A 24,331-nucleotide genomic window follows, 5' to 3' on the forward strand; every position below is an offset into this window, starting at 1 on the left:
TTAGGGGTTAATTGTTATAACACTGTCAACAGTGAATTATGCAAGACATCCCTCTTGATTTGATGATTTTACACAAAGTTTTTATAATATAAATATATAATAGTTGCCTAAGCAACGATTATGAGGTATTTCATGGAAAAAAATGAATTAATTGATCTGGATGACTTTTTGATCTACCAGATCTATGGATCTGCGCGTTTGTTACGATTTCAACTTCAAAAGTTGTTAGATGAGAACGAACCTAATTTCACACCAGAACAGGCATTTTTACTCTATAAATTGTATATGAATGATGGCCAATCACAGAGACAGCTTGCAGACAAAATTCTCAATGATTATCCCAATATAACCCGCCTTATTGACAAGCTGGAAAAGAAGGGATATGTACGCCGAGAAGTCGATGAGAATGACCGCAGGATCTTTAAAGTTTACATGTCCGAGGAGGGTAAATCTCGTTTTAATAGTTTTATTCCTTTGATAATGCATCAAAGAGGAAAGTTACTGGAGAATGTCAGTTCTTATGAAGAAAAAATAGTTAAAGATGTATTAAAGCGTATAGAACAAAATGTACAGAAATATTCTTTATAATTTTTGTAGTTTTCCAGTTTAAATTTATTTTTTAATAGTTGCTTAAGTAACTATTATTAAAGCAATTATTGCTGGAGTAATTAAATGAAAATATTTAGTAAAAACTGTGAAAAAGTATATAAACTGTTTAGGTGGTTTTAATGATAAAAGAAGCAATTAAAATATTTAAAAAGGATATTAAAACGATTAAACAACTCCCACTACTTATAATCTTTTTGATAGTGATTATCTGTTTACCTTCACTGTATATTCTGTTTACTATTCCTTCTGCTTGGGATCCATATTCTCAAACCTCAAATATGGAGGTTGCTGTAGTTAATGATGATACCGGTTATAGTACTAATGGAACACGTTATGATATTGGAAACATGTTAGTTGATGAATTAAAAAATAATACCAATTTTAGCTGGCAGTTTGTTGATAAGGAAACAGCGTTAGATGGCGTTAAAAATGGAAAATATTATGCAGCTTTGATAATGCCTGGTAATTTCAGTGAAGATTTACTTTCCATTGAAACAACAACTCCTCAACAGGCTAAAATACAGTATATAGACAATGAAAAATTGAGTCCTATTGCAACAAGACTTACTAGTGCTGGGGCTAATGAGATACAAACTAAAATTAATGATGAAATAGTTAAAACCATTGATGGAATTATTTTTGGTAAGCTCAGCGATGTAGGGGAAGTGGCTAAAGAAAATAAAGCACAATTCATTAAGTTAAGATCATTTGTAAATGAGTTAAATGGAAAGATAGACATTATAGATTCGTCAATATCAGAAGTAAATTCAGATATGGGCACAGTACAGAAAATATGGCCTAAAGTTAGTGCTGCACTGCCTGAAATACAAAAATATTCCAATTATGCCAGAAAAAATTATGATTCTTTATACAATCAAATTTTATTTGATCCACAGAAATCTTTAACTAAAGTCCAGGACATGGAATCACAGGTCGGCACAACCATAACAGGTCTCAAATATGTTGATGCGATTTTAACAAGTTTATACAATGCAACAGGAGACTCTCAGCTAGAATCTGTCATTACACAAATTGAAACTAATATCAACTATGCAAATCAAGTTCTTGCAGTTTTAAAAAATATAGAAACTAATATAAAAGATGGTAAAAACCCGGGAGGAAAATTAACAGAGCTAAAATCTTTAATTGACCAGATGGATGATGGTGTAAATACCCTCGCAGCAAACAAAGCCAGCATAAGCCATAAAATTAACAAAGCTGCGGCCACATTAAATATGGTTAATTCAAAATGGCCTACAATTAAAAGTGCCATACCTATAGCTACAGCTAAGCTTAATTCGATAAATGAAGAGGACATAGATAAATTAATAGCATTCTCAGATACTAACCATGGTGATGTTAAAAATTACTTTGAAAGCCCAGTAGAATTAAATAAAGAAAGCATGTATCCTGTGAATAATTATGGGTCTAGTCTTGCTCCATTTTATATTGCTTTATCGCTATGGATAGGGGGCCTTATAGCTATAGCTATGGTAGCTGTGCGTGTGAAATCAAATATATATTCTGTTAGGGCTGCTTATTTGGGAAGAATGAATTTATTTTTAGTAATAGGCGTATTTCAGTCATTATTAATAGCATTGGGTGTATTGCTTTTAAATGTACAAAATTCATCAGCAGCACTAATGACATTAACCATATTGATCATAGGCATGTGCTTTATGATAATCATGTATTCTGTGGTTTCAATCTTTGGAAGTCTTGGGAAAGTAATAGCAGTTTTACTGTTGATTTTGCAAATTGCCTCGTCAGGAGGAATTTATCCTGCAGAACTCCAATCCACGTTTTTCCAGGTTATACAGCCATATTTGCCCATGACATATGCTATTAGAACTCTCAGGGAAGTGGTAGCTGGAGTTTTATGGAACAGTTACTGGTACAATTTAGGGGTATTAATTATATCCACAAGCATTATCTTAGTGCTAGCATTGCTAATTACAGGAAAAATAAAAAATTCACAAGATCTAGAAGAAAAATTAAAGGACAGTGGTTTAGTTGGATAATTCGTAAATATTTAGTTATCTATTGCAGGATAATCCTGCTCTATTTTTTATTAAAATAGATGTTTTACCTTGGACATTAAAGGGGATACGCTTAATGTCCAATGAAAACAATCTTAATGCAAATTAAATAGTGATTTTATACTTATTTATAATTTCATTTTTGTGATTGTGTGTTTTTATGCATATTTTATACATAAAAAAGCTTAAAATTATAAGTCACGTAAATAGGTCTGATAATTGAATTTAAGAAATAAAAACAAAAATATCTATTATTTTAAAAAATAAAAAGGAAAAAGGCATCATGCCCCTGTCATAAATCTTAATGTATATCCTGCAGATAAATTGTTACCTGCACTGTCTTTTACAGCTGATGCTGGAATATAGATCTGGTACACATTATGAGCATATCTATTTAAATCCATTTTGATGGAAAGCGTGTTACCACTTATAGATTTGCTGATTACAACTGTTTTTCCATTATTCATGTTTTTCATGTAAATTTTAGACCAGTTAACATTTGATTTAATGTTTTCACTGAATTTGATAGTGATAGTAGTTGTCCTTGAAACTCCAGTAGCACCATTTTGGGGAGTGCTTGAAGTTACTTTTGGAGCTGTTGTATCATGTGTTGTGTTTCCAGTTGATGCACTTCCAACTTTAGTGTCTAACGCGTTTATAAATGCGTTTGCATCACTGTTTTTCTTAGCTGTTGAATCACTCATGTAAGTTTCATAGATTATGGTAGGTATTCCTTTATTTGCGATAGGCACTGTAACGTACTGTGTACTTGTTGGATTTGGTGGGCTGTATGTCAATAAAAATGGCATAGCACTGATTATCTGGTTAGCATAGGTTTTAGTTATAGCAGTACTTGAAATTGGATATAAAAATCTGTAGTATTCATATCCACTATCTGCACCGTGATTTTCGTGAACATCTACCACTAACATTGGATTTTCTTTAGAAACAGCAGGTACCACGAATTTCTGGGCTAATAACTGTCCATTCATTCTTCCTTTGCTGTAATCATCTGCATCCTGGGTTACATGAACCTTGTAGATGACATACCTTTTACTGAGAGTCGCTGATTTACTTGCCAGAGCATTTGCAACAGCGGTATGAATTCCATTTTCCTGGGGATGTACACCTACTATGATTACTATGGTTTTATTTGAACTTAGATTCCCGTAAACTTCTTTTTCAACATAACCATAGCTTGTACTGCCTATTACATTTGCGCCATTTGGTGTACTAATTGTTGACCATGAATTTACTGAAACGTAGTTTGGTAGCACTTTATTTGTTTTGTAGTAGTTAAGTACCTTTGAATACATATAAACCATAGATTCGAAGCTTATGGTGTCTCCAGTACTGGTTTGTGTGGCGTAATTAGGTGCTCGTCCATTGGAATCCATGTAAGACTTAACGCGGTTTGCAATATCTAGATATTCTGCTTTAGTGATATTTCTGCTTGTAATGTTTTCTGATGGAGCAGTTGCGTTACCATAGTCTTTAAGGGTAATTGTTGCATTGGACTTATTATTGTTGATATTTGACACTGCTGTAGTTGAAAGTTCTAAGAATTGCTGCATGTTCACCTGTTTTCCAGATACATTTACAGTACTTGGAAGTGTGTGATTTGTTTCTACGTATGATTTCACTGCAGTCGATGCATTAATGACCTGATCTGTTGTGACGTTTGTAGAATTTGCTGCAGATATGTTGCTGATACTTAAAAAAAGTGCCATAGCAAATACTGCTACAAAGAACAATTTCCGCATTTTTCCGCCTCCGAAAAATTTTCTATTTTTTGGGGTTCAGAAAATTTCGAAAGAAATTTTCTTCAACCTCCTTATTAATCTAAATAAAATTTAAATTAAATCTAATCAACGGTTTTTAATTTAAAAATTATTTACAGATCAGGATAGTTATCTATATCTTATAAATGATTTGGTTTTAAATCAAAAATAAAGAAATTAAATAACGGATTTTATCATTTGAAACATTCTAATTGAGTTTTATTGGCATATATTCCTGTTAGCATTTCCTTATTACTAACCAGACCATTTTAAATAATTTTTGATGATGTTTAAAAATTGATTAGCTTTTTTAAAAATCTTTAATTTTTTATATGGACTTAAAATTATTTGATAGATAATTTGAGCTTAAAATTTAAAATATAAAGTTAATAAATGTTTTTTTATATTTTAATTAGTTAAATTAAAATAAAGAACAAGATTTAAAAGGTTATATTTAATTAATTTTATTTTTTAGTGGACTAGAGAAAATTTTACCTTGTATAAATAGAATTATGAAGTTATTTATGAATTAATATTATTTAATTAAATCTTAATTAATTATTAAAAGTGTATTATGATATTAAAATTAAAATAAATTTATTACAAATAAAGAAAATAGCATAACTACCTTTTATGGAAATATTTAAATAAATAAAGCTCCTTAAACTTTATAGATATTATAAATAGAATTTACCACGTGAATATAGAGATCATTAAATCAAAAATATTAATACTTGGTTAAAACACAGTGTTCATATTCAGGCTTATCATGCTACTAATAAAATAATTGCTTTTATAATGAAAATGTATATGTAATAAAAGCAGTACAACAAAAATAGGTGAAATTAACTTGTGAGAAGTCTTAAACTTGCTTAATATCATATTCGTGAAATAGAAATAGAATAAATTATCGTATATTTGCTGGATTTAAAAAACAGAACGTTTATGAAGATATTATTTTTAAACTTTTTTTAGAAATATATTTAAGGTTTAAAATAATAAATAATGTAAAATTCAACTAATTGAAAACGCAATATGATCGCTTTATAATAATTAGGTGAGTTTTATAATAAAGCGAAAAGGTAGATACAATAAATTCAAGTTATAAAAGAAAAGTTACAAATCTATTAAAATGTAATATTTAAAATGAAGGCAGCTAAAACTTTAAACTCTTTTTAATAAATTTTAATTTCATAATCAATAAAATAAAAAAATTCCGTAAGGATACAATTGTGTAATAGAAATATAAAGATTCCGTAAGGATACAATGTGTAATAGAATGTGTAATAGGTGATAGACATGCGTGATATGTTCAATGCAAAATCGATTGCAGTAATAGGTGCGTCGGAAACAAAAGGTAAAATCGGATACGATATAATGAGATCCCTTTTGAATTACTATAAAGGAGAAATCGTCCCGGTTAATATTAAAGGCGGTGAAATACTTGGAATTACTGCCTGTACATCAATAAGTGAGCATGGTCCTGTAGATCTTGCAGTTATAACCATACCTTCGCATTTAATTCCTGCAACTGTTGAAGAATGCGGTGAAATTGGAATTAAAAATATTGTTGTAATTTCAGCAGGATTTAAAGAAATTGATGAAGAAGGGGCCCGACTTGAAAATGAATTAGTGGAACTATGTAAAAAATACAAGATCAAACTGGTAGGTCCTAACTGTTTAGGTGTAATGAATACTTATAACGATATGAATGCATCTTTTTCCTCTGATATTGCCCACAAAGGTAAAATCTCTTTTATGACCCAATCTGGAGCTATCATGGCAGCTATTCTTGATTATGCTGATAAAAAGAATATTGGTTTTTCCAGAATTGTCAGCCTTGGAAACAAAGCTGTGATCAATGAAAATGACTGTATGAAAGACTTTATGGAAGATGAAAATACAGAAGTTATAACTGCATATCTGGAAGGTATTGTCGACGGCCCTGGTTTTATAGAAGCCAGTAGAGAAGCTTCCAGGAAAAAACCGGTTCTTGTTATAAAATCTGGAAGAACTTCCAAAGGATCTGAAGCTGTTTCTTCACACACAGGCACAATTGCAGGTTCTGACTCTGCTTATGAAGCAGCTTTCTCCCAGTGTGGAATTATACGTGTAAATTCCCTCGACGAAATGATGGATTACAGTAGTGCTTTGGCTTTATCTCCACTTCCAAAGGGAAATAGAATAGCTATAATCACAAATGCTGGGGGTCCAGCAATTATGACAACAGATGTTGCAATAAAAAATAACCTTGAAATTGCTGAACTTACATGTGAAACTAAACAAAAATTAAAAGACGGATTACCTGCAACTGCAAGTGTTAAAAATCCTGTTGATGTTTTAGGTGATGCAAGCCCCGAAAGATATGCATTTGCACTTGAAACTGTCTTAGCAGACCCTAATGTAGACGGAGTAATTTATTTGGTTACACCTCAGTCTGTTACCGATGCTGATGGAATTGCTAAAGTTGCAATTGAACACGCAAAGAATTCTGAAAAACCAATTTTATGCAGTTTCTTTGGAGGAACCAGTTTTGAAGGGGCTGAAAAACTTCTAGCTGAACATCAGATACCAAATTACCTGTATCCTAAACGAGCTGTTAAAAGTTTGAAAACTTTATACAACTACAGCATTATCAAAGACCAGGAATATCCAGACTCCCCTGATTTTGACGTTGACAAAGAAATTGTTAAAAACATTATTCAAGAGGCACAGGAAAAAGATATGTATACCCTGGGTCTTGAATCATTTGATATACTTAAAGCATACGGAATTCCAACAGTAGGCACTGCAATTACAAAGAATCTTGAAGATACAATAAAAGCAGCTGAAGAAATTGGATATCCTCTGGTTATGAAAATAGTTTCACCGCAGATTTCACATAAATCGGATGTAGGTGGAATTAAACTTAACCTGAACAGTGCAGATGATGTCAAAGCAGCTTATGAAGACATGATGGAAAATATACCTAAAAAAGAACCTAATGCAACTCTTGAAGGTGTTCAGCTACAGAAAATGTTGTCCGGTGGTAAAGAGGTTATCATAGGTATGGTCCAGGATCCTACCTTTGGTCCAATGATGATGTTCGGACTTGGCGGTATCTACGTTGAAATATTAAAGGACGTTAAATTTGCAATTGCACCTGTAAATGAAGAGGAAGCAAGGGAAATGATAGCTGGAATTAAAACTCATGAACTCCTCGAAGGAACAAGAGGAGATAAAGCAATGGACACTGAAGCCATTGCAGATATCATACTGAGAATTTCACAGCTTGTTACAGACTTCCCAGAAATCAACGAGTTTGAAATCAACCCGTTAATGGTCTTTGAAGAAGGAGCATTAGCTGTTGATATGAGGTTGATGTTAAAAGAAGGTGGATCCGGTCCTGTATCCGAACTTTCCCAGAGTGCAAGGGTAAAATCAAGTGAATAATTTTAAGAAGTTTAAATCCTTCTTAAAATATTTTTTATTTATATTTTAAATATATAGTTAAGTCCTATCTTTTTGTTCTTTAATTAAGGAATTAATATTGATTTTTCTGTTTTTATTGAAATATTCATGATAATATAAAAGTTTCTCATTTTAAATTTGAATCTAAACTCATTATTCAGTTTTCTTGATTTGATTTTTATGCCTATATTTTAGTTTCAATTAGATTACTCTATTAAATTTAAAACTGCTTCTAATAACAATTAATGTAATCTGAATAACATTTAACTTGATTTTAGGTGTTTAAATGCATAAAAACAACTAATTACTTACTAAAACTAAATAATAGGTATTATCTTACAAATTTTTATAATTTAAATATTATTTTTTCATTAAAAATTCATAAATGTTATTTTAAAGTTCTTGTTTGGCGAACCAACCAAAAATAGCAAACTTTATATATTTTAATATAGATCAAGTATATTTGAAAAATATTAAAGTTAAATTGAATAGGTGGATAAAATGAAGGAGAAATTAACATGCATATAATGGAAGGATACTTACCATGGTACTGGTGCGTTTTCTGGTACGCGATTGCAATACCATTTGTTGTCCATGGAGTAATCCAGATAAAAAAAGTAACTGAAAAACATCCTGAATCAAAACCACTGTTAGCTGTGGCCGGAGCATTTATGTTTATTTTGTCATCTTTAAAAATGCCTTCAGTAACTGGAAGCTGCTCTCATCCATGTGGTAATGGTTTAGGTGCAGTTTTATTCGGACCAACAGTTGTAAGTGTTTTGGGAGTAATTGTACTAGCTTTCCAGGCACTGTTACTGGCCCATGGAGGTATAACCACTCTTGGAGCTAACGACTTTTCAATGGCCATCGTAGGTCCAATTTCGGCATGGCTGGTTTGGAAGGCTTCAAGAAAAATAGGCTGGTCCTTTTCAGTGTCAATATTCCTCGCAGCAGTTGTAGGGGACTGGTTAACTTATGTAACAACAGCGGTACAGCTTTCAATGGCATTCCCAATACCAACATTTGGTGACGCTTTTGTAAAGTTCATAGCAATATATGCTTACACCCAGGTACCTCTTGCAATAGCAGAAGGTCTTTTAACTGTAGTTGTATTTGACTACATCATGAAACTCAGGCCAGATATATTGAAGACTCTTGGAGTTATAACTGCCAAAGAAGCATCCGAAAAAACTTCAGAAAAAACACCGGAGGTAGCTTAAATGGTTGACAAAAAACCTATAATTTTATTACTTCTGGTTGTCCTGATTGTAGCATTCCCTCTTGCCATGTACAATGGTAAAGGGGAGGAACAGGGATATTTTAGTGGAGCTGATGACCAGGGAAGTGAATTAATAGAGTCAACAGGTTACGAGCCATGGTTCAGCTCGATATGGGAACCTCCAAGTGGTGAAATAGAAAGTCTGCTGTTTGCAGTGCAGGCTGCTATTGGGGCCATTATAATAGGCTATGTTTTAGGATATTATAATGGTCAGGCCAAAGAACGGAGAAAAAGAACAGAGGAAATAGTTAAAGAAAGTCAAAAAATAGATGAAGCAAATAAGCTGATAAATAAAGCAAAATAATGGAAGATAACTGGTGATAAAAATGTTTGAAAATACATTAGATGGATATGCTCACTCTAACGGACTTAGAACTGTAAATACTTACCTTAAGGTTATATTTGCAATTTTAACTATGGTAGTGAACTTGATATCCACTTCACCAGTTGTACCTTTTATTGTGTTACTAATATTGACCTATTTAATCATATTTAAGGCTAAAATTCCTTATAAATTCTACTTAAAATTTTTTGCAGTTCCGTTTATATTCGCATTCATAACATTCATTTTCATGGCAATATTCTTTGGAGTCGGAGCACATGTCCTAGATCTAGGTATATTTAACCTTGCAGTGACGGCTGATGGTTTTAACCTTGGACTTCTTGTTTTTGCAAGGATGCTGGGAGGTTTCTCATGTCTAGCATTTCTGGCTCTTACAACCCCAATGACAGAACTTTTTTCAATACTAGAAAGGTTAAAAATTCCATCTGTGGTTGTAGAAATTACCATGCTCATGTATCGTTATATATTTGTCTTTCTGGATGAAGCTATCAACATGTATCATTCCCAGGAAACAAGGCTTGGCTATTCCAGTATGAAAAGAGCATATAACTCAATGGGAATGCTTGCAAGCAACCTGTTTATTAAAACATGGATAAAAGGTGAGCAGATATATGTTTCAATGGAATCAAGATGTTACAATGGTTCAATGAAAACAATGGGCGAATATAGGAGTATAAGAAGTATTGGAATTCGTAATTTGACATTACTAGTGTTGTTTGAGATAACACTCTCTATAAGTGTGTATTTAACAGGGAATTTTAACATATTTTAATTTTTTTAGGAGTGATTAAATAAAGATATTTCATCGCTTAGAGGTATTACTGATTATATAAATAAAATGCAAAATTGTATTACGACAGAAAAGTTATGAATTTGATTTAAGGGGATTTAAGGAGATAACATGAATATTGTTGAAACAAAAAATGTCACGTATCAGTATCCTGATGGAACTAATGCTTTGGAAACTATTAATTTTAGCGCTGCTACAGGCAAAATTATCGCACTTCTCGGTCCAAATGGCGCAGGAAAGTCCACATTGTTTTTACACTTCAATGGGATACTTCAACCTACATCTGGAAGTGTAATAGTAGATGGTAAATCTTTAAAATATAAAAAAGATAGTCTTATGAATTTAAGGCAGAAAGTAGGGATAGTCTTTCAAAATCCAGATGATCAATTATTTGCCCCGACTGTGCAGGAAGATGTCGCATTTGGACCTATGAATTTAGGTTTATCAAAGGAAGAAGTAAAAAAACGCGTTGAGGACTCTTTAAGACGAGTAGATATGATTGAATTTAAAAAGAAAGCGCCCCATCATTTAAGCGGCGGTCAAAAGAAACGTGTTGCCATTGCAGGTATATTAGCAATGCACCCTAAGATAATGGTTCTAGATGAACCAACAAGCGGTCTTGATCCGAGGGGTGCATCCAGAATTATGAAACTGCTTTATGAGCTTAACAGGGAAGGGATTACTATTATCATATCCACCCATGATGTTGATCTGGTACCTCTCTATGCACATACTGTTTATATAATTAGTAAAGGAAATTTAATCAAAAAAGGAAACCCTCAGGAAGTTTTTGAAGATGCTGAAACCATAAGAAAAGCTAATTTGCGCCTTCCAAGAATAGCACATCTTATGGAAATACTGCAAAAGGAAGATAAATTGCCGTTTGATAAACCGTATCCTCTTACGATAGGTGAAGCTCGAAGAAGGATATATAATCAAATTAAAATATTTAATTCTTACTGAAATATCAGTTAACTCCTTATTTTTTTGATTTTTTTTTGAGTTATTGACACTTCAGTGCTTGTAAGTATTACTCATCTTATAAATAAATTAGAAAATTGTATTACAATTTGTTGGATATTTTGGGTAGTTAAATGGAGGTACTATCGCAGTGATTACGTGTATTACTTAATATAAAGAAATTGGAAAATTGTATTACTTAAAATGTTAAATTACAGAGGTGGTTTAAATGAATTTAATATCAGGAATAACAGCTGTTCCATCAGAAATGAGTTTAATGTTTATACTTTCCGCTTTTATACTTGGTGCGCTGCATGCACTGGAACCAGGACATGGAAAATCTGTCATGGCCGCATTTGTTATGGGTACCAATGCAGAATTAAAAGATGCTTCATTACTTGGGCTTACAGTAGTTTTTTCCCATGTAATTGTTGTAGTTTTGCTTGGAATAGCTTCAATATTTTTAATAGGAGCTTTAGACGTTAACGGAACCCATGAAGTTATGAGTTTAATAGGGGGAATCATACTGGTCGGAGTTGGTATATGGATAGTGAGAAAATATCTTCATCCTCATCACCACCATGAACACAGCATCGATACTAAGAAAGGTGTTGTTGCTATTGGATTATCTACTGGTTTAATACCATGCCCTGCAGCCCTGGCAGTACTGCTTTTCAGTATTGCAAATAACCAGTTATACAACGGCCTTACATATGTTTTGATATTCAGTGCAGGGCTTGCAATATCCATAACTCTTCTTTCAGCACTTTTTGTTAAAGGAAGAGGATTTATCCAAAGATACATGGGCAGCAATGCTATAAACAAGATTCCACTGATAAGTGGAGCTATTATTATGGTAATTGGAGTATTTACACTGTTACAGCCTGTATTTGAATCTATTTAATTTATGTAAAGGGTATTTGATTGCTTCAATCTGGCAATTTTCCTTTAATTTTTCAGTTAAGTATTATAACTTTTCTTAATTTGGCCTCAAAAGTAATAATATAAAATAAATAGAAAGTATTATATATAAAAAGCACTAATTCTTCTTTGTAGTGGTAAAGCTTGTAAAAAATTTCGAAAATCATAGATTTTCTTTGTTTTTGCGGCTGCAAAAATTCATAGAATTTTTGCAAGATGTCAAAAAATATTATTAATAGTTAAAAATACCAATTTTAATTATTAATTTCGACCTTGCCATTTATTTCCCCCTAGAAATATCGGTTAGGATATAAAAAAATTATAACCATTAGAGACCTATACAATTCAAGAAATATGTGGCATTTAATTATAATAACTAAAATTAAATGCCATTTAACTTGAATTTATTTATCCCCCGTATTTCTATAAGAATGAATTTAGATAGAAAATAATGAAACTTATATCCTAATTAACTTTTATCGCGTTAAAAATGTCTTTTAGAGGGTTATATCAATTTGATAGTGCCAGGTATCTTTTTTGAAATTTTATCTGCAATTTGTGGAACTGTTGAAGTTATAATGCTGTTTTTTGAATTTTCTGCAGCATATTTGTCATTAGATCCAGCACCAGTAATATTTGTATTTAGTTCTTCACTTAGGTTTTTAACTGTAACTTTTTCTACCCATGGATCCATGTCGCTGATAATAATTTCATCCACTAATCCATCTAATTCTTTAGCTATAACCCATGAGACAAATCTACCTCCTAATAAAGATACATTATCTCCTTTTAAATCATTTACTATACTTTTTGCAGTTTTATTTATATTTATATATTTATAAAGGTTTGAATTAGCTAAAGTAACCCAATGAGCATCTCCAACTTCAAAAGATCCAATTTTATGAGGATATATGTTGTGAGGACCAGCTATCTTTACAGCCCTTGTCAGAGCTTTTAATTCTTCTCTTTGTACTGGGATGCTTGTAGATTCACATTTAACTTCCTCTTTTATCATTTTTATAACTCGGGGGAGCCCAAAAATACCTCTTTTGGCAGTTCCTGGGGAGTATCCACACATATAACCGTGGTGATTATTAGGGAAGCCTGTTATAATTGCATTAAGACCTGCCCTTAGACCTGCTCTGCATTCGTCTTCATATGCACCGTTGGTTGCGACTACTTTGCCAGGAACTAAAATTCTAGCCATGGCAACTGCTTTAGCAAATGCATCCAGTCTATTTTTGGAATTATTAAATGGGCCTCCTTCTAAAACAAAAACATCGGCACCTATATCCAGAGCTTTCTCAAAACCAGTGATCAGGTCATCATAACCGTCACCAATGAACATGATGGCTTCTAGCCCTTTTCCATATTTTTTAGCTAAGTCGGCAACTTCTTCTGCTTCTTCTATGGGGGCTGCATGGCCTTCTCCGCCCTGTTCGATTGTTAAATTAACAGCTACTGAAGAAGAAAGCTTAATCCATTCTTCTTTGTTTATTTCTTCTATTTTTTCCTTATCAAAAAGTCTTGAATGAATTCTTCCCTTTGGGCACTCTTCAAAGTAGGGCCCTTGATAATAACACTGCCCTGAACACTTAACTATCTCTTTGGGAAATCTCATGGGGCCATAGCGGCCAAAGTGGTCAAGATCTAGGGGGACATCAGTTATCGCGCTGACTTCTTTGATAATGTCAATTCCGTTCATGCCATGGGCTTCTGCAATGTCTGCGAAGGCGTAAGCACATATATGTATTGGAGCCCCAATCATATTTGCTAGAATACAATTACCAAGAAGGTCTCGTTTTTCCAGATCGGATGCGCAGGTTCCCACAACGATTTCTGTCAGGTCGCAACCCAGGGGAAACTTTTTAAAATTCATACCTAATTTCATAGCTTCTTCTGTATTCAATTCTGATACTGTATTTACCACATCAACAACGTTTTTTTGTGATTTACAAAGTTCTAATGCTGAATCCATATCATTAACGGATTCTTTTATTATTTCATGCATTTATGTCACCTTTCAGACTTTTGGAACGCTAAAAAAGTATATAAAAAATACTGTTTTGTCTTATTTGTATTAATTACGGCTTCTAAAATTCTATTAATTTAGATAAGTGTATTTTATATTTAAATATTAGCATTTAATCCAGATTTTGTATTACTTTTTTCTTAGATTGCTCTGTATAATTCATACATGCATTTCAGAAGTGGTACTCTTCAAAATAAAAGAAAAAATATAAAAAAAAGTTAATTGGACTTTTGAATAGGTCCAATTGATTTTATACAGTTATAAAATTCTTTCATGGTTTTTTGGAATTTTTCACCCTCTGAAGCAGAGATCCATTCAAATTTAAACCTTTTTTTATCTATTCCAAATTCGGGAATGAGATCTTCAATGAATTTAGCCCTTCTTTTCCATTTATAGTTCCCAGAATCATAATGACAGTCCCCAATATGACATCCGCCTACAAATACACCGTCTGCTCCTTCCTTAAATGCTTTGAGTATCATTTCTGGATTGATTCTTCCAGAACACATGACTCTTATAATTCTAACTCCTGGAGGGTACTGCATACGGGCAGTCCCTGCAGTATCTGCCCCTCCATAACAACACCAGTTACAACAGAATCCCACTATTTTTGGTTCAGACATTTTATCACCTTAATTTTTTACTCCTTTTCTGGGCTGTATAACGGAGGTAATTCATCATTTACTCCCGCTATGTACCCTGATTCTTTTTTATATTTTTTTTGCATTTTTTGGTAGATTACAGACAGCGGAATTTCCATAGGGCAGATATCTTCGCACTGGCCGCAGTTTATACAGCTAAAACTCATATGGGATAACTTAACACCCTGGAAAGTAATTGGATTAGGAGGGATCTGGTCTTCTTCTACATAACATTCTTTATCGAGTGCACATTCTTTGCAGTAACAGATAGGGCAGACATCTCGACATGCATAACATTTTATACATCTATTCCAGTATTTTTCCCAGCTTTCGGAAGATGGATAATTTTCTTCTAGATATTTATCCTGGAAATTCAGGGCTAGCTTTATCATAGATTCTTCAATTTTGTTTCTTATAGATATGGACTTTTCAGAAGGAGATTTAATTTCAATATAGCCTTCTTTTTTTGCATTTTCTACTAATTCTTTTCCTTTTTCTGTATTTATTTCTATAAATGTCCATCCGGGTTCCGCTCCCCAGTTACCGCAGGCTATATCTGCATTTCTAGGAACCATAAGATCACATCTCTGGCAGTTTGCACGCCTTCCATGCCCTTTTTCTTCGAGTTCATCTATTTTAACAGATTTATGGCTGCCGTCTTTAAGTTCGATTATGAACTGCCCTTTGTCTATTTCTTCTTTGATCACATCATCTGGATCAACATCATAGAACATGTCTATCATTTTTCGTGCGGTTACTGGCATTACGGTACCTCCACAGTTTAAACCTATTTCATACAGTTTATCTTTTTTTAGCTGGCACCGCTTTTCTAATTCATTGATTGCCATAGCGTCACATGGTTTCACAGCCACTGCGAGCTTCATGTCATTCATGTGTTTTTTTATTATATCCCCGAACATGGTAGGTGCACAGTGCAGTGAACCGCATGTTTTCAGTACATCTTCTGCTTCTTCAATAAGTGAAGGAATACCATCATAGATATCTTCACCTCTTGTTAAAGTTAGAACACCTTCTACCAGCTCTTTGTCAAGTAAATACTGAAAAATAGAACTTACTGCTCCACCGCATTCACCTTCATCCAGTATTTCAGGGTTTTTTGATCTGGCGAGTAAATATTCTGAATTCATTTTATCACCTGTAGTTCAATTCCCATCTTTCCTGCGATTTTATCGATGATTATTTGATCTTCAAGTGCACTTCCAGGTGCTGGAACGGTTTTTGAAATTTTCTGTATATCTCCCATACTACTCGTAAAAGTTCCAGTTTTTTCCGCCCAGCAGGAAGCAGGAAGTACTGCATCCGATAATAAAGTGGTTTCGTTCACTGAACTATCTTGAGTAATTAAAAAATCAAGATTATTTAATGATTCTTCTACATAAGATGCAGGATTGTCTCCCACCACATAAAGAAGTTTTACATTTGATATTAATTCAGCTATTCCCTCTTTATCTAATGCTGGAAGAATTTTCATAACTCCCATTCCATTGCACTGTTTCATTACAGGGAGTATTTTAGATTTGGTATTTTTCGTAAGATTTAATATCTTTTCAAATTCTTTTTTATGATCTAATTTGTTGAATATGATAGTTGATGATTCATTTAGCTTATTAAGCACGTCTGGATCCATATTATCTAAAAATTCTGAAATTGTTTTGATTTGAATGTAATTATCTGAATTTAATCCGGTGAAAGTCTTATCTGGAGAGTCTGCAGATGTTATTTCTGCACCATTTTCACTGGCAATAATTATTCTTCTGCCCAGTAATGGATTTTCTTTAATTACATCCCCTATTATCAAAATGAAATTTGAATTCTCTAAATCTTCAAAAGTGGCAGTTTTTATGTCAAACTCGGGAAAATTTCCGGTGTAATACCCTATATTTTTTATATTTAATGTGTCAGCAAATTTTTTCAAAGTTTTCATGTCTTCATTTGTATAGTTCCCTGAACCTATTATTCCAATTTGAGAAGGGGGATAAGATTTTATTTTGGAAACTATTAAATCTAAAGCGTCTTCCCAGTTAGATTTTGATAAATTACCATTTTTCATTATAAGGGGGTTTTTTAATCTATTTTTAGCAGTTATTAGATTAAAACAGTTTTTTCCTTTTTCACAATTTTTTCCTTCATTTATAGGGTGTCTTTTATAGGGATAGGTATCCACTACTTTATTTTCTTTAGTTATCAGGTTTATTCCACAGCCAACACTACATTGTGGACATATGCTGTGTGCTACGTTTAAAATTACTTTCATTTTTTCACCTTTAACGTTTTAATAAAAAAATTTAAAAATTAATTATTTTAACAGTATATACTGGGGTACATGTCAACAAAATTTTTATTAGGTGAGCTGTTTTTAGTAAATGTTGATTTTGAATCTTCTAATTCGGTTTTTATATTTATATCAACGCTTTTTGTTAAATTTAACATAGTTAACATTATTTTTAAACTATTATCAAAGATCGTGCTGGGTAAAATATTTGCTGGATCTTTTAGACCTTCTAACCCTACTGTGCCATTGATTTTGAAGGTTATAGGGTACTTATCCGATGTTTTAATTGTACATGAATATTCTAATGAAGAATTACTCTTTTCTTTAAAATCAACATACCAGTCAACATCTAAATCTATGTTGGGTTTTTTGGGATCTTTTTCCGGACGAATTATTTGTAGTTTATTTACAGAAATTTTCATTTTTCCTCCACCTCCACTTGATCAAACAACAAATACTTAGTATTACTTATATAAAATTTATGATTATATAACGCTCATTAAACAGCTTCATTCAGGCTTAAAGTGAAGGATTATGTGTTTTAAACTGAAAAATGTGTGTACAATATCATGTTATTTAATAAACGTATTTTATGATACTATTTTAAAAAAAATTATTATTTATTTTAAAAAATTCGCGGAAAAAATGGGAGTTTTAAACTATTAAAGCAAGTATTAAACATTATAATCATGTATAAATCAAAATAAGAAGTTATATATTTTTTTAGAAGTAAATAATGGCTTAAATAGTAAAAATAAATGAAATGAGTAACTGAATTTAATATCATTAATAAAGTATTATTTATTACTCCATATTCTGGACTAAAAAGGTTATTTTTTATAAAAAATGCTTAAAATTATCCAAAATTAATTCGTTATACTTACCTAACTTTAAAACTTAATACTTCCATACCATCAGAATTATTACGCGAAAAAAACAAATCAAAAGATTTATATTTTTTATGATATCAATTCTCAATCTGTACTACATAGAATTAAGGTAGTATTACTTAATTAGCAAAAAAAGGAGTGATAGTATGAAGATTGCAATATTAGGGGCAGGATGTTACAGGACACACGCTGCGAGTGGAATTACGAACTTCACAAGGGCATGTGAAGTGGCTGAAATGGTAGGAAAACCTGAAATAGCCATGACTCATTCCACAATGACTATGGGCGCAGAATTAATGGAACTTGCAGGAGTTAAAGATATAGTAATTGCTGATCCTGTATTCGACAACGACTTTAGAGTTATCGATGATTTTGATTATGAAAACGTTATAGAGGCCCATAAAGAAAACCCTGAAAGTGTAATGCCTCAAATAAGAGAAAAAGTCAATGAAGTTGCTAAAGACCTGCCGAAACCCCCAAAAGGAGCTATTCACTTCGTCCATCCTGAAGACCTTGGATTTGAAGTAACAACTGATGACCGTGAAGCAGTTGCAGATGCAGACTTTATAATGACATGGTTCCCTAAAGGCGACATGCAGCCAGCAATAGTTGATAACTTCTTAGATGATGTTAAAAAGGGCGCAACAATAACCCACGCATGTACAATTCCAACCACAAAATTCAGCAAGATATTTGCAGAAAAACACGGTGACCTTGTAACCTCACCTGAAACACTCAACGTCACATCCTATCACCCTGGAGCTGTTCCAGAAATGAAGGGGCAAGTGTACATAGCTGAAGGCTACGCTACGGATAATGCAATAAACACTCTTTTTGAGTTAGGTCAGAAGGCAAGAGGTAACGCATATAAAATGCCTGCAGAACTCCTTGGGCCTGTATGTGATATGTGCTCAGCATTAACTGCAATTACATATGCTGGATTATTAGGTTACAGAGATTCTGTAATGAATGTTCTGGGAGCTCCTGCGGGATTCGCTCAGATGATGGCTAAAGAATCACTCACCCAGATTACAGATCTGATGGATAAAGTAGGTATTGATAAAATGGAAGAAAGTTTAGACCCTAGTGCTTTACTGGGGACAGCAGACTCTATGAATTTTGGATCAACAGCAGAATTACTGCCTATAATTCTTGAATCATTAAATAAAAGAGCTGCAGAGTAAAATAATGCTCTTATTTTTTTTATTTTTTATTTTTAGAAATAAAATGTTGCATATTAACAGTTTATGGTGTTAAATTGATACAAAATACCCTAAAAAAAGTTCAAAATGGAAATGAACTTGAAAAGAATGATATAATAAGTTTATTTCAGACCAAAAGTGCTGAAGATCTTTTATATCTGTTACAAACTGCCTGTGATTTAAGAGATGGTAAAATAAAACTCACATCTACGGTTCATCTAACTAATGTTTGCAAGGTTACTCCTAAATGCAAATACTGCGGATTTGCTGCTGGAACATCACATGATGGATATTACCACCCTTTCTTTAAAGCAGATTCTGAGATATTAAATGCTGCTAAATGTGTAGAAAGGTCTGGTATTCCTAGAATAAGCTGTTCAGGTGCTCATGGGTATGAAGGTTCCCACGCAGTTAATGCTGCCAGGTTAGTTAAGGAAAATACTTCCTTAGAACTTTTGGTTAATGTGGGGGCTGATTTAAATAAAGAATCGTTAAAAGAACTTGGTAAATATGAAACTGATACAATATGTTGTAATTTGGAAACTGTAAATCAAAACCTCTTTAATGAACTTAAACCAGGCGAAAAATTAGAAGATAGAATAAAAATATGTAATAATATATCTGATTCTGGAATAGAACTCTCTTCAGGACTTTTAATTGGATTAGGTGAATCATATATGGATCGGGCTGATCACCTGCTTTATCTTAAAAAGTTCAAGACACTTGGAGAAATTCCGATAATGGGATTCAATCCATACAGAGATACTCCTATGGAATATTACCCTCCATGTTCTTTGATTGAACAGATTAAAACAATTGCAATAACCAGATTAGTCTTCCCTGATCTCAGGATAACTGTGCCTACTCCTACAATCGGCCCAAAAAATGTTAAATATCCATTAATTGCTGGAGCTAACAATTTAGCTACTGTAATTCCTGAAGATTATCCATCTAATGTTAAAGGAGTTGGATCTTCATCTTATGGAAATCTTAAAGATGTGGTAAGTATTGTTAAAGAGCTTGGATTAAAATTAGAATCATAAAAAGAGAGGTCAAAATGAAACTTGAAAAAATAATCAAAAATGCATGTGAAGAATCAATCAGCGAATCAAGGACAGGTGATACAGAAGATGAAATTAAATTCATCCAGAATTATTTAAAGTCTGCCCAGAAAATTATAGTTCCAAGCAGGAATACTGTAAAATTAAATATTATAAACAGTGTATTAAAAGAATTTGGACTTCAAGAAGCTGAACAACTGCATATCAATACCAGTGCAGCTGATTTGAACAGATTACCTGCACTTTCAAAGGCCATTATGGCTCTTGATCAGTGTGAGTGTGATCTAATAATTTCTAGAGGCCGTCTTGGTGTTCCAGGTTCAGGTTCAATGCTTGTAATAATCGATAAGAAGGGTAGAATTCTCACTGCAGCGACTTCTCCTTCCCATGTTGTGCATAAAAAAGAGGTGAAGGATGCAGTCAGCGGTGAAATCGTGCATGCGCTGGAAGGAATTGGGTTAAAGAGGATAAAATGAAATACGATACTGGGATTACTTCAGAAGTTTTCACTGTCACTTCAAGGATGAGGGTCGAAGATATCATTAAAAAAATAACTGAAATAAAATGTAATGCCGCGCTTGACTGGATAAACTCTTTAAATGTAAATATAGAGAACTCAGTTGTAGTAGGGGCATATCTCACAGGAATTGAATTATCCAAAAGACTTAAAAGAATTTCAAATGTTACAGTTATTGATATTTATCCCCACATGGAAAAATTTGTTGAAAAGGATGTTGAATTCAATTCAGATTTAATGAAGATTAAAGACGCAGATCTGGTTGTGGATACTACTGGTTTAGGTGGACTTAGACCTAAAATAGCTAAACTTATTAATGGTAACGTTTTTCTAGTTGAAGATCCAGTATCAGACGGTAGTGACAATCCAATACGCCAAAAAAATAATATAATAAATAGATTACGACTATCTAACTCAAATTGTAGGGGAATTCTAAAAACAGAAGGTTTAAATTCCAAAACATCAGGCACAATGACATTAACTGTAGAAGTTTTAAGGAAAAGTCTTGAAGATGTCCTAAAAAGATCTGGTGTTTTGTATGGCATAGCCGGTATGGAATTCTATGAGGGGGCACTTTTTAAAGAAAAAGATGTTGATAAGTTTTTAAGGCTTATTAAAAAACCTGCACTTACAGTTTCAACACTTGAACCACTTTCATGTGATGAAATAATCGAAAATTATCTTAAAAAAATAGGCAGCGAGGTAAAAAATGTTGGCCTCTGAACTTTTTAATGCCATTAACAAAATAGCCCCTCCTTATTTGGCCCTTAAAAATGATAGAATAGGTTATTTAGGTCCAGGAAATCCTGAAGAAATGGAAATAGATAAAGTTCAAGTAAGAATGGATATTCTCCCGTGGGAATATCCGTCTAATTCAGATATTGTGGTTTGTCATCATCCTCCCCTCTTTGAGCCAGATTTTCCAGTATATGTTGTTCACTCAAATTGGGATATTGTAAATGGGGGAGCAAATGATGCTCTTGCGGAGTGTTTAAATTTATGGGTTTTGGATGTTTTAGATGAAAAAACAGGCATTGGTAGAATTTGCTCCACAGTTACAACCATTGAAAAATTTATCAAAAATATATCAAGAGCCATACCTACAGATCACATTAAAATAGTAGGTAATCAACAGAAAATAATTAAAAAAATTGCTGTTGTTTCTGGATTTGGCCTTAATAACCTTGAATATATAAATTTAGCATACAAAAAAGGTGCAGATGTCTATATATCTGGAGATTTAACTCACCAAAGTGCTATACTTGCAGAAAAATTGGGGTTATGCGTTATTGATGCTACTCATCATGCTACTGAAATTCCTGGATTGATAAAACTATGTGATTTCATATCTAAATTAGGAGTTAAAGCTGAATTTGTAGATGGAGAAGTACCATGGAAAACTATTAAAATTTAGAATAATAATTGTATATTTATTTAAATTAGGTGTAATAGTGATGTTTAATGGATATTTAAGATAGTTTTAGGGATATATTCTATTTAAAAAGCTGTAAAAATTATTTATATTTATTACAAAAGATTAATTAAAGCCATTAAATGTAATACGATTATATAAAAAAGTATTTATAGGAGATACTACTTCATTACTTTGAGGATGATTTTTTCCATTTATTAAAACATCCTTGGTAAGTAATAAAATATTAGGTATTTTTATTAACCTAATTGAAAAAAAATGGGACATTCAAAACAACCAAAATATCACATTCGCTCAAATGTATCATTTAATTGTTTGAATGTCCCTCAACAATAAGATCTATAGATGATATTCATTAACTTATATTAAATAAATTTTTCCGTATTTTTTATATAAAAAGTCATTTGGAAGGTGTGAAAATGAGTATTGAAAAATTAAAATATGATGAAAACCCTAAAAACTATGTTACATTAGCGGGTTTTGCAAAATCAGGGATAAAAATAGATATAACTTATCCTGTTGACGAAAATGTGACATTTGAATTGTTTTAAGGTTACCTTAGTTGTAGCTATCAATTTGCAAGTGGAATATTTGAAAAAATTCAAACAGCTCAATATTAAATTTATTTTTTTTAAAATTGGTTTAAAAATGTAATTAGCAAATCTTGTAAAATACATAACAATTGTTACCTGACTAATTGGTAATCATGGGGAACATCAAAATGATGGGTGAAGTTCTAGAAAACAAAATACAGAGTATTGGTGAATTAGAAAATAAGAAAGTATCTAATGGACATGTAACACTGGTCGGCGTAGGTAGATTGGGGTTGAGGATAGGTATAAATTTAATACAGGTTCATAGAGGAGGTCCAAAAGAGATCAGTGCTTTTGACGGCCAGAAAATTTCAAAGTCAGATATAATATTTAAGATTCTTGGAGGGAATTTTGGAGATTATAAAGTGGATTTTCTAAAAAACATTTGCACGCATCCAGAGAGTTTAAGGAAAGTAACTGCATTTAAAGAAGATATAACCAAAAATAATTTAGATCTTATAAAAGGAAATGTTGTTTCCATACAATCTGCGGGAGGGAACACTATCCCTACTACCGCAGCTATTATTAAAAGAGCCCATGAAATTGGAGCAAAAACAATAAGTACTGCCGGCGTTTTTGGTATTGGAGAAGAAAAAATAACTGTTATGGATATCTCTGAGGTAGATGACAGTAATCCTGTGGTTAAAGAACTTAGAGCGCATGGAATTGAAGAAAATCACAAAATAGTAACTACTGGAAGGTTCATTGAGGACAATATACCAATTACACCTTACGTTTTAGATGCGTATTCTATTATAATGACTAAAGAAATTTTAAAACTATTGATATGATTATTATGATTAAAGTAGCAACTGCAGAGTGTTTTACACATGGACATATTGCAAGGGAAATACATGCAATTTCCCAAGGATACGATGGTGAATTTGGCCCTAACTACCCTTTATTAAAGAATGTTACTCAAGATTTGACTGTAGTGTGTGGAATTTTTGCCCCTACATTATCAGCACTTCAAAAAGTTTTAAAAGTAGATCCTCCTGAACCTTTAAAATTAATTCGTGGAATAAAAGTTTACGATGAAGAAAACGACAAAAAAGTGGCAGTTATGATGGCAGAAGCCGTGAAAGATCTTTTAGAGGCAGATATGGGAATTGGGACAACTGCAGGTATTGGGAGGGGAGGTATCGCTATATCAACTGATGAATATACTGTTGTGACCAGTTCTGGATTTTATGCAGATATTACAACTCATGATTCGTCACGATTACTCAAAAGGCAGGAATGCGGTATCAAAAAAGCATTATCTATTTTTAGGGATGTGTTGAACGATAATATGGGTAAAATAAAGGAATATGAAAATATTGAGATTATAAATAATGAAAAATGAATTTACTTCAATTTATATTTATGAAAAGTATTGAATTAGTATATTATTACTTTTTACTGTATTTTTAGTATTGTTTTATTATTTTGTAATACTCTAAGTGATAAATCTTTTATTATTCTTCTAATGATTAAAATTTATACTTTTTTATAAAAA

General features: G+C 32.5%; 22 protein-coding genes. 16 read left to right on the forward strand and 6 right to left on the reverse strand.

Annotated features, from left to right (window positions below; genetic code table 11):
* The first annotated feature begins 132 nt into the window (after positions 1–132).
* Together AAGU07_RS00065 and AAGU07_RS00070 are read left to right on the forward strand one after the other, a co-directional pair.
* Positions 133–588 (forward strand): MarR family transcriptional regulator, encoded by a 456-nt coding sequence (locus AAGU07_RS00065; protein ID WP_342457183.1) that lies wholly within the window; start codon positions 133–135, stop codon positions 586–588.
* Positions 589–728: 140 nt separating this feature from the next.
* Complete coding sequence (locus tag AAGU07_RS00070) at positions 729–2,630, forward strand: YhgE/Pip domain-containing protein (RefSeq protein WP_342457185.1); 1,902 nt, start codon at positions 729–731, stop codon at positions 2,628–2,630.
* 299 nt (positions 2,631–2,929) lie between these two features.
* Here AAGU07_RS00070 and AAGU07_RS00075 read toward each other — a convergent pair whose 3' ends face one another.
* Positions 2,930–4,411, reverse strand: a complete 1,482-nt coding sequence (locus tag AAGU07_RS00075; protein ID WP_342457186.1) for a pseudomurein-binding repeat-containing protein — start codon at positions 4,409–4,411, stop codon at positions 2,930–2,932.
* 1,317 nt (positions 4,412–5,728) lie between these two features.
* Here AAGU07_RS00075 and AAGU07_RS00080 point away from each other — a divergent pair.
* From AAGU07_RS00080 to AAGU07_RS00105, 6 genes are all read left to right on the forward strand, one after another.
* Entirely contained in the window at positions 5,729–7,861 is a 2,133-nt protein-coding gene (locus tag AAGU07_RS00080) for an acetate--CoA ligase family protein (protein WP_342457187.1), read from the forward strand.
* Between the two features lie 536 nt (positions 7,862–8,397).
* Complete coding sequence (gene cbiM / locus AAGU07_RS00085; RefSeq protein ID WP_342457188.1) at positions 8,398–9,099, forward strand: cobalt ECF transporter S component CbiM; 702 nt, start codon at positions 8,398–8,400, stop codon at positions 9,097–9,099.
* Complete coding sequence (locus AAGU07_RS00090; protein WP_342457189.1) at positions 9,100–9,462, forward strand: energy-coupling factor ABC transporter substrate-binding protein; 363 nt, start codon at positions 9,100–9,102, stop codon at positions 9,460–9,462.
* Between the two features lie 22 nt (positions 9,463–9,484).
* The gene (cbiQ, locus tag AAGU07_RS00095; RefSeq protein WP_342457190.1) at positions 9,485–10,273 is read left to right on the forward strand and encodes a cobalt ECF transporter T component CbiQ; all 789 of its coding nucleotides are present in this window, start codon (positions 9,485–9,487) and stop codon (positions 10,271–10,273) included.
* 129 nt (positions 10,274–10,402) lie between these two features.
* The gene (locus AAGU07_RS00100) at positions 10,403–11,254 is read left to right on the forward strand and encodes an ATP-binding cassette domain-containing protein (RefSeq protein WP_342457191.1); all 852 of its coding nucleotides are present in this window, start codon (positions 10,403–10,405) and stop codon (positions 11,252–11,254) included.
* 226 nt (positions 11,255–11,480) lie between these two features.
* Positions 11,481–12,155 carry a sulfite exporter TauE/SafE family protein gene (locus tag AAGU07_RS00105; RefSeq protein WP_342457192.1) on the forward strand — a complete coding sequence of 225 codons (675 nt, stop codon included), beginning with the start codon at positions 11,481–11,483 and terminating at the stop codon, positions 12,153–12,155.
* 522 nt (positions 12,156–12,677) lie between these two features.
* On the opposite strand, the gene hmdC is transcribed toward AAGU07_RS00105, so the two are convergent.
* From hmdC to AAGU07_RS00130, 5 genes are all read right to left on the reverse strand, one after another.
* Positions 12,678–14,183, reverse strand: coding sequence for a 5,10-methenyltetrahydromethanopterin hydrogenase cofactor biosynthesis protein HmdC (gene hmdC, locus AAGU07_RS00110; protein ID WP_342457193.1), 1,506 nt, complete (start codon positions 14,181–14,183; stop codon positions 12,678–12,680).
* 239 nt (positions 14,184–14,422) lie between these two features.
* On the reverse strand, positions 14,423–14,827 hold the full coding sequence (locus AAGU07_RS00115; RefSeq protein ID WP_342457194.1) for a hydrogenase iron-sulfur subunit: 405 nt from the start codon (positions 14,825–14,827) through the stop codon (positions 14,423–14,425).
* Between the two features lie 17 nt (positions 14,828–14,844).
* Positions 14,845–15,993: a Coenzyme F420 hydrogenase/dehydrogenase, beta subunit C-terminal domain gene (locus AAGU07_RS00120; protein WP_342457195.1), complete on the reverse strand. Its 1,149-nt coding sequence runs from the start codon at positions 15,991–15,993 to the stop codon at positions 14,845–14,847.
* A complete protein-coding gene (locus AAGU07_RS00125) occupies positions 15,990–17,120 on the reverse strand; it encodes a molybdopterin-dependent oxidoreductase (RefSeq protein ID WP_342457196.1) in 1,131 nt (376 codons plus the stop codon). Before AAGU07_RS00125 ends, AAGU07_RS00120 begins: the two co-directional genes overlap by 4 nt.
* 47 nt (positions 17,121–17,167) lie before the next feature.
* Entirely contained in the window at positions 17,168–17,560 is a 393-nt protein-coding gene (locus AAGU07_RS00130) for a hypothetical protein (protein WP_342457197.1), read from the reverse strand.
* Positions 17,561–18,174: 614 nt separating this feature from the next.
* On the opposite strand from AAGU07_RS00130, the gene hmd reads away from it, so the two are divergent.
* From hmd to AAGU07_RS00170, 8 genes are all read left to right on the forward strand, one after another.
* Positions 18,175–19,212: a 5,10-methenyltetrahydromethanopterin hydrogenase gene (gene hmd, locus AAGU07_RS00135; protein ID WP_342457198.1), complete on the forward strand. Its 1,038-nt coding sequence runs from the start codon at positions 18,175–18,177 to the stop codon at positions 19,210–19,212.
* Between the two features lie 131 nt (positions 19,213–19,343).
* Positions 19,344–20,273, forward strand: a complete 930-nt coding sequence (hmdB, locus tag AAGU07_RS00140) for a 5,10-methenyltetrahydromethanopterin hydrogenase cofactor biosynthesis protein HmdB (protein WP_342459325.1) — start codon at positions 19,344–19,346, stop codon at positions 20,271–20,273.
* 14 nt (positions 20,274–20,287) lie between these two features.
* Positions 20,288–20,767, forward strand: a complete 480-nt coding sequence (locus AAGU07_RS00145) for a FeGP cofactor biosynthesis guanylyltransferase HcgB family protein (protein ID WP_342457199.1) — start codon at positions 20,288–20,290, stop codon at positions 20,765–20,767.
* A complete protein-coding gene (locus AAGU07_RS00150; RefSeq protein ID WP_342457200.1) occupies positions 20,764–21,531 on the forward strand; it encodes an SAM-dependent methyltransferase HcgC family protein in 768 nt (255 codons plus the stop codon). The genes AAGU07_RS00145 and AAGU07_RS00150 overlap by 4 nt, the downstream gene beginning before the upstream one ends.
* Positions 21,518–22,222 (forward strand): Nif3-like dinuclear metal center hexameric protein, encoded by a 705-nt coding sequence (locus AAGU07_RS00155; protein WP_342457201.1) that lies wholly within the window; start codon positions 21,518–21,520, stop codon positions 22,220–22,222. Before AAGU07_RS00150 ends, AAGU07_RS00155 begins: the two co-directional genes overlap by 14 nt.
* Before the next feature lie 437 nt (positions 22,223–22,659).
* Positions 22,660–22,791 (forward strand): hypothetical protein, encoded by a 132-nt coding sequence (locus AAGU07_RS00160; RefSeq protein WP_255360670.1) that lies wholly within the window; start codon positions 22,660–22,662, stop codon positions 22,789–22,791.
* A gap of 170 nt (positions 22,792–22,961) precedes the next feature.
* Positions 22,962–23,624, forward strand: a complete 663-nt coding sequence (locus AAGU07_RS00165) for a ThiF family adenylyltransferase (RefSeq protein ID WP_342457202.1) — start codon at positions 22,962–22,964, stop codon at positions 23,622–23,624.
* Positions 23,625–23,629: 5 nt separating this feature from the next.
* Complete coding sequence (locus AAGU07_RS00170; RefSeq protein WP_342457203.1) at positions 23,630–24,178, forward strand: UPF0254 family protein; 549 nt, start codon at positions 23,630–23,632, stop codon at positions 24,176–24,178.
* Positions 24,179–24,331: the final 153 nt, after the last annotated feature.

Origin of the sequence: Methanobacterium sp. (assembly GCF_038562635.1) — an archaeon.
GTDB lineage: Archaea > Methanobacteriota > Methanobacteria > Methanobacteriales > Methanobacteriaceae > Methanobacterium_D.

What these genes read in the sequence shown, in the direction of transcription:
- AAGU07_RS00065 (WP_342457183.1), top strand. Translation starts at nt 133, where the DNA reads ATGGAAAAAAATGAATTAATTGATCTGGATGACTTTTTGATCTACCAG.
- AAGU07_RS00070 (WP_342457185.1), top strand. Translation starts at nt 729, where the DNA reads ATGATAAAAGAAGCAATTAAAATATTTAAAAAGGATATTAAAACGATT.
- AAGU07_RS00075 (WP_342457186.1), bottom strand. Translation starts at nt 4,411, where the DNA reads ATGCGGAAATTGTTCTTTGTAGCAGTATTTGCTATGGCACTTTTTTTA.
- AAGU07_RS00080 (WP_342457187.1), top strand. Translation starts at nt 5,729, where the DNA reads ATGCGTGATATGTTCAATGCAAAATCGATTGCAGTAATAGGTGCGTCG.
- cbiM (WP_342457188.1), top strand. Translation starts at nt 8,398, where the DNA reads ATGCATATAATGGAAGGATACTTACCATGGTACTGGTGCGTTTTCTGG.
- AAGU07_RS00090 (WP_342457189.1), top strand. Translation starts at nt 9,100, where the DNA reads ATGGTTGACAAAAAACCTATAATTTTATTACTTCTGGTTGTCCTGATT.
- cbiQ (WP_342457190.1), top strand. Translation starts at nt 9,485, where the DNA reads ATGTTTGAAAATACATTAGATGGATATGCTCACTCTAACGGACTTAGA.
- AAGU07_RS00100 (WP_342457191.1), top strand. Translation starts at nt 10,403, where the DNA reads ATGAATATTGTTGAAACAAAAAATGTCACGTATCAGTATCCTGATGGA.
- AAGU07_RS00105 (WP_342457192.1), top strand. Translation starts at nt 11,481, where the DNA reads ATGAATTTAATATCAGGAATAACAGCTGTTCCATCAGAAATGAGTTTA.
- hmdC (WP_342457193.1), bottom strand. Translation starts at nt 14,183, where the DNA reads ATGCATGAAATAATAAAAGAATCCGTTAATGATATGGATTCAGCATTA.
- AAGU07_RS00115 (WP_342457194.1), bottom strand. Translation starts at nt 14,827, where the DNA reads ATGTCTGAACCAAAAATAGTGGGATTCTGTTGTAACTGGTGTTGTTAT.
- AAGU07_RS00120 (WP_342457195.1), bottom strand. Translation starts at nt 15,993, where the DNA reads ATGAATTCAGAATATTTACTCGCCAGATCAAAAAACCCTGAAATACTG.
- AAGU07_RS00125 (WP_342457196.1), bottom strand. Translation starts at nt 17,120, where the DNA reads ATGAAAGTAATTTTAAACGTAGCACACAGCATATGTCCACAATGTAGT.
- AAGU07_RS00130 (WP_342457197.1), bottom strand. Translation starts at nt 17,560, where the DNA reads ATGAAAATTTCTGTAAATAAACTACAAATAATTCGTCCGGAAAAAGAT.
- hmd (WP_342457198.1), top strand. Translation starts at nt 18,175, where the DNA reads ATGAAGATTGCAATATTAGGGGCAGGATGTTACAGGACACACGCTGCG.
- AAGU07_RS00145 (WP_342457199.1), top strand. Translation starts at nt 20,288, where the DNA reads ATGAAACTTGAAAAAATAATCAAAAATGCATGTGAAGAATCAATCAGC.
- AAGU07_RS00150 (WP_342457200.1), top strand. Translation starts at nt 20,764, where the DNA reads ATGAAATACGATACTGGGATTACTTCAGAAGTTTTCACTGTCACTTCA.
- AAGU07_RS00155 (WP_342457201.1), top strand. Translation starts at nt 21,518, where the DNA reads ATGTTGGCCTCTGAACTTTTTAATGCCATTAACAAAATAGCCCCTCCT.
- AAGU07_RS00160 (WP_255360670.1), top strand. Translation starts at nt 22,660, where the DNA reads ATGAGTATTGAAAAATTAAAATATGATGAAAACCCTAAAAACTATGTT.
- AAGU07_RS00165 (WP_342457202.1), top strand. Translation starts at nt 22,962, where the DNA reads ATGATGGGTGAAGTTCTAGAAAACAAAATACAGAGTATTGGTGAATTA.
- AAGU07_RS00170 (WP_342457203.1), top strand. Translation starts at nt 23,630, where the DNA reads ATGATTAAAGTAGCAACTGCAGAGTGTTTTACACATGGACATATTGCA.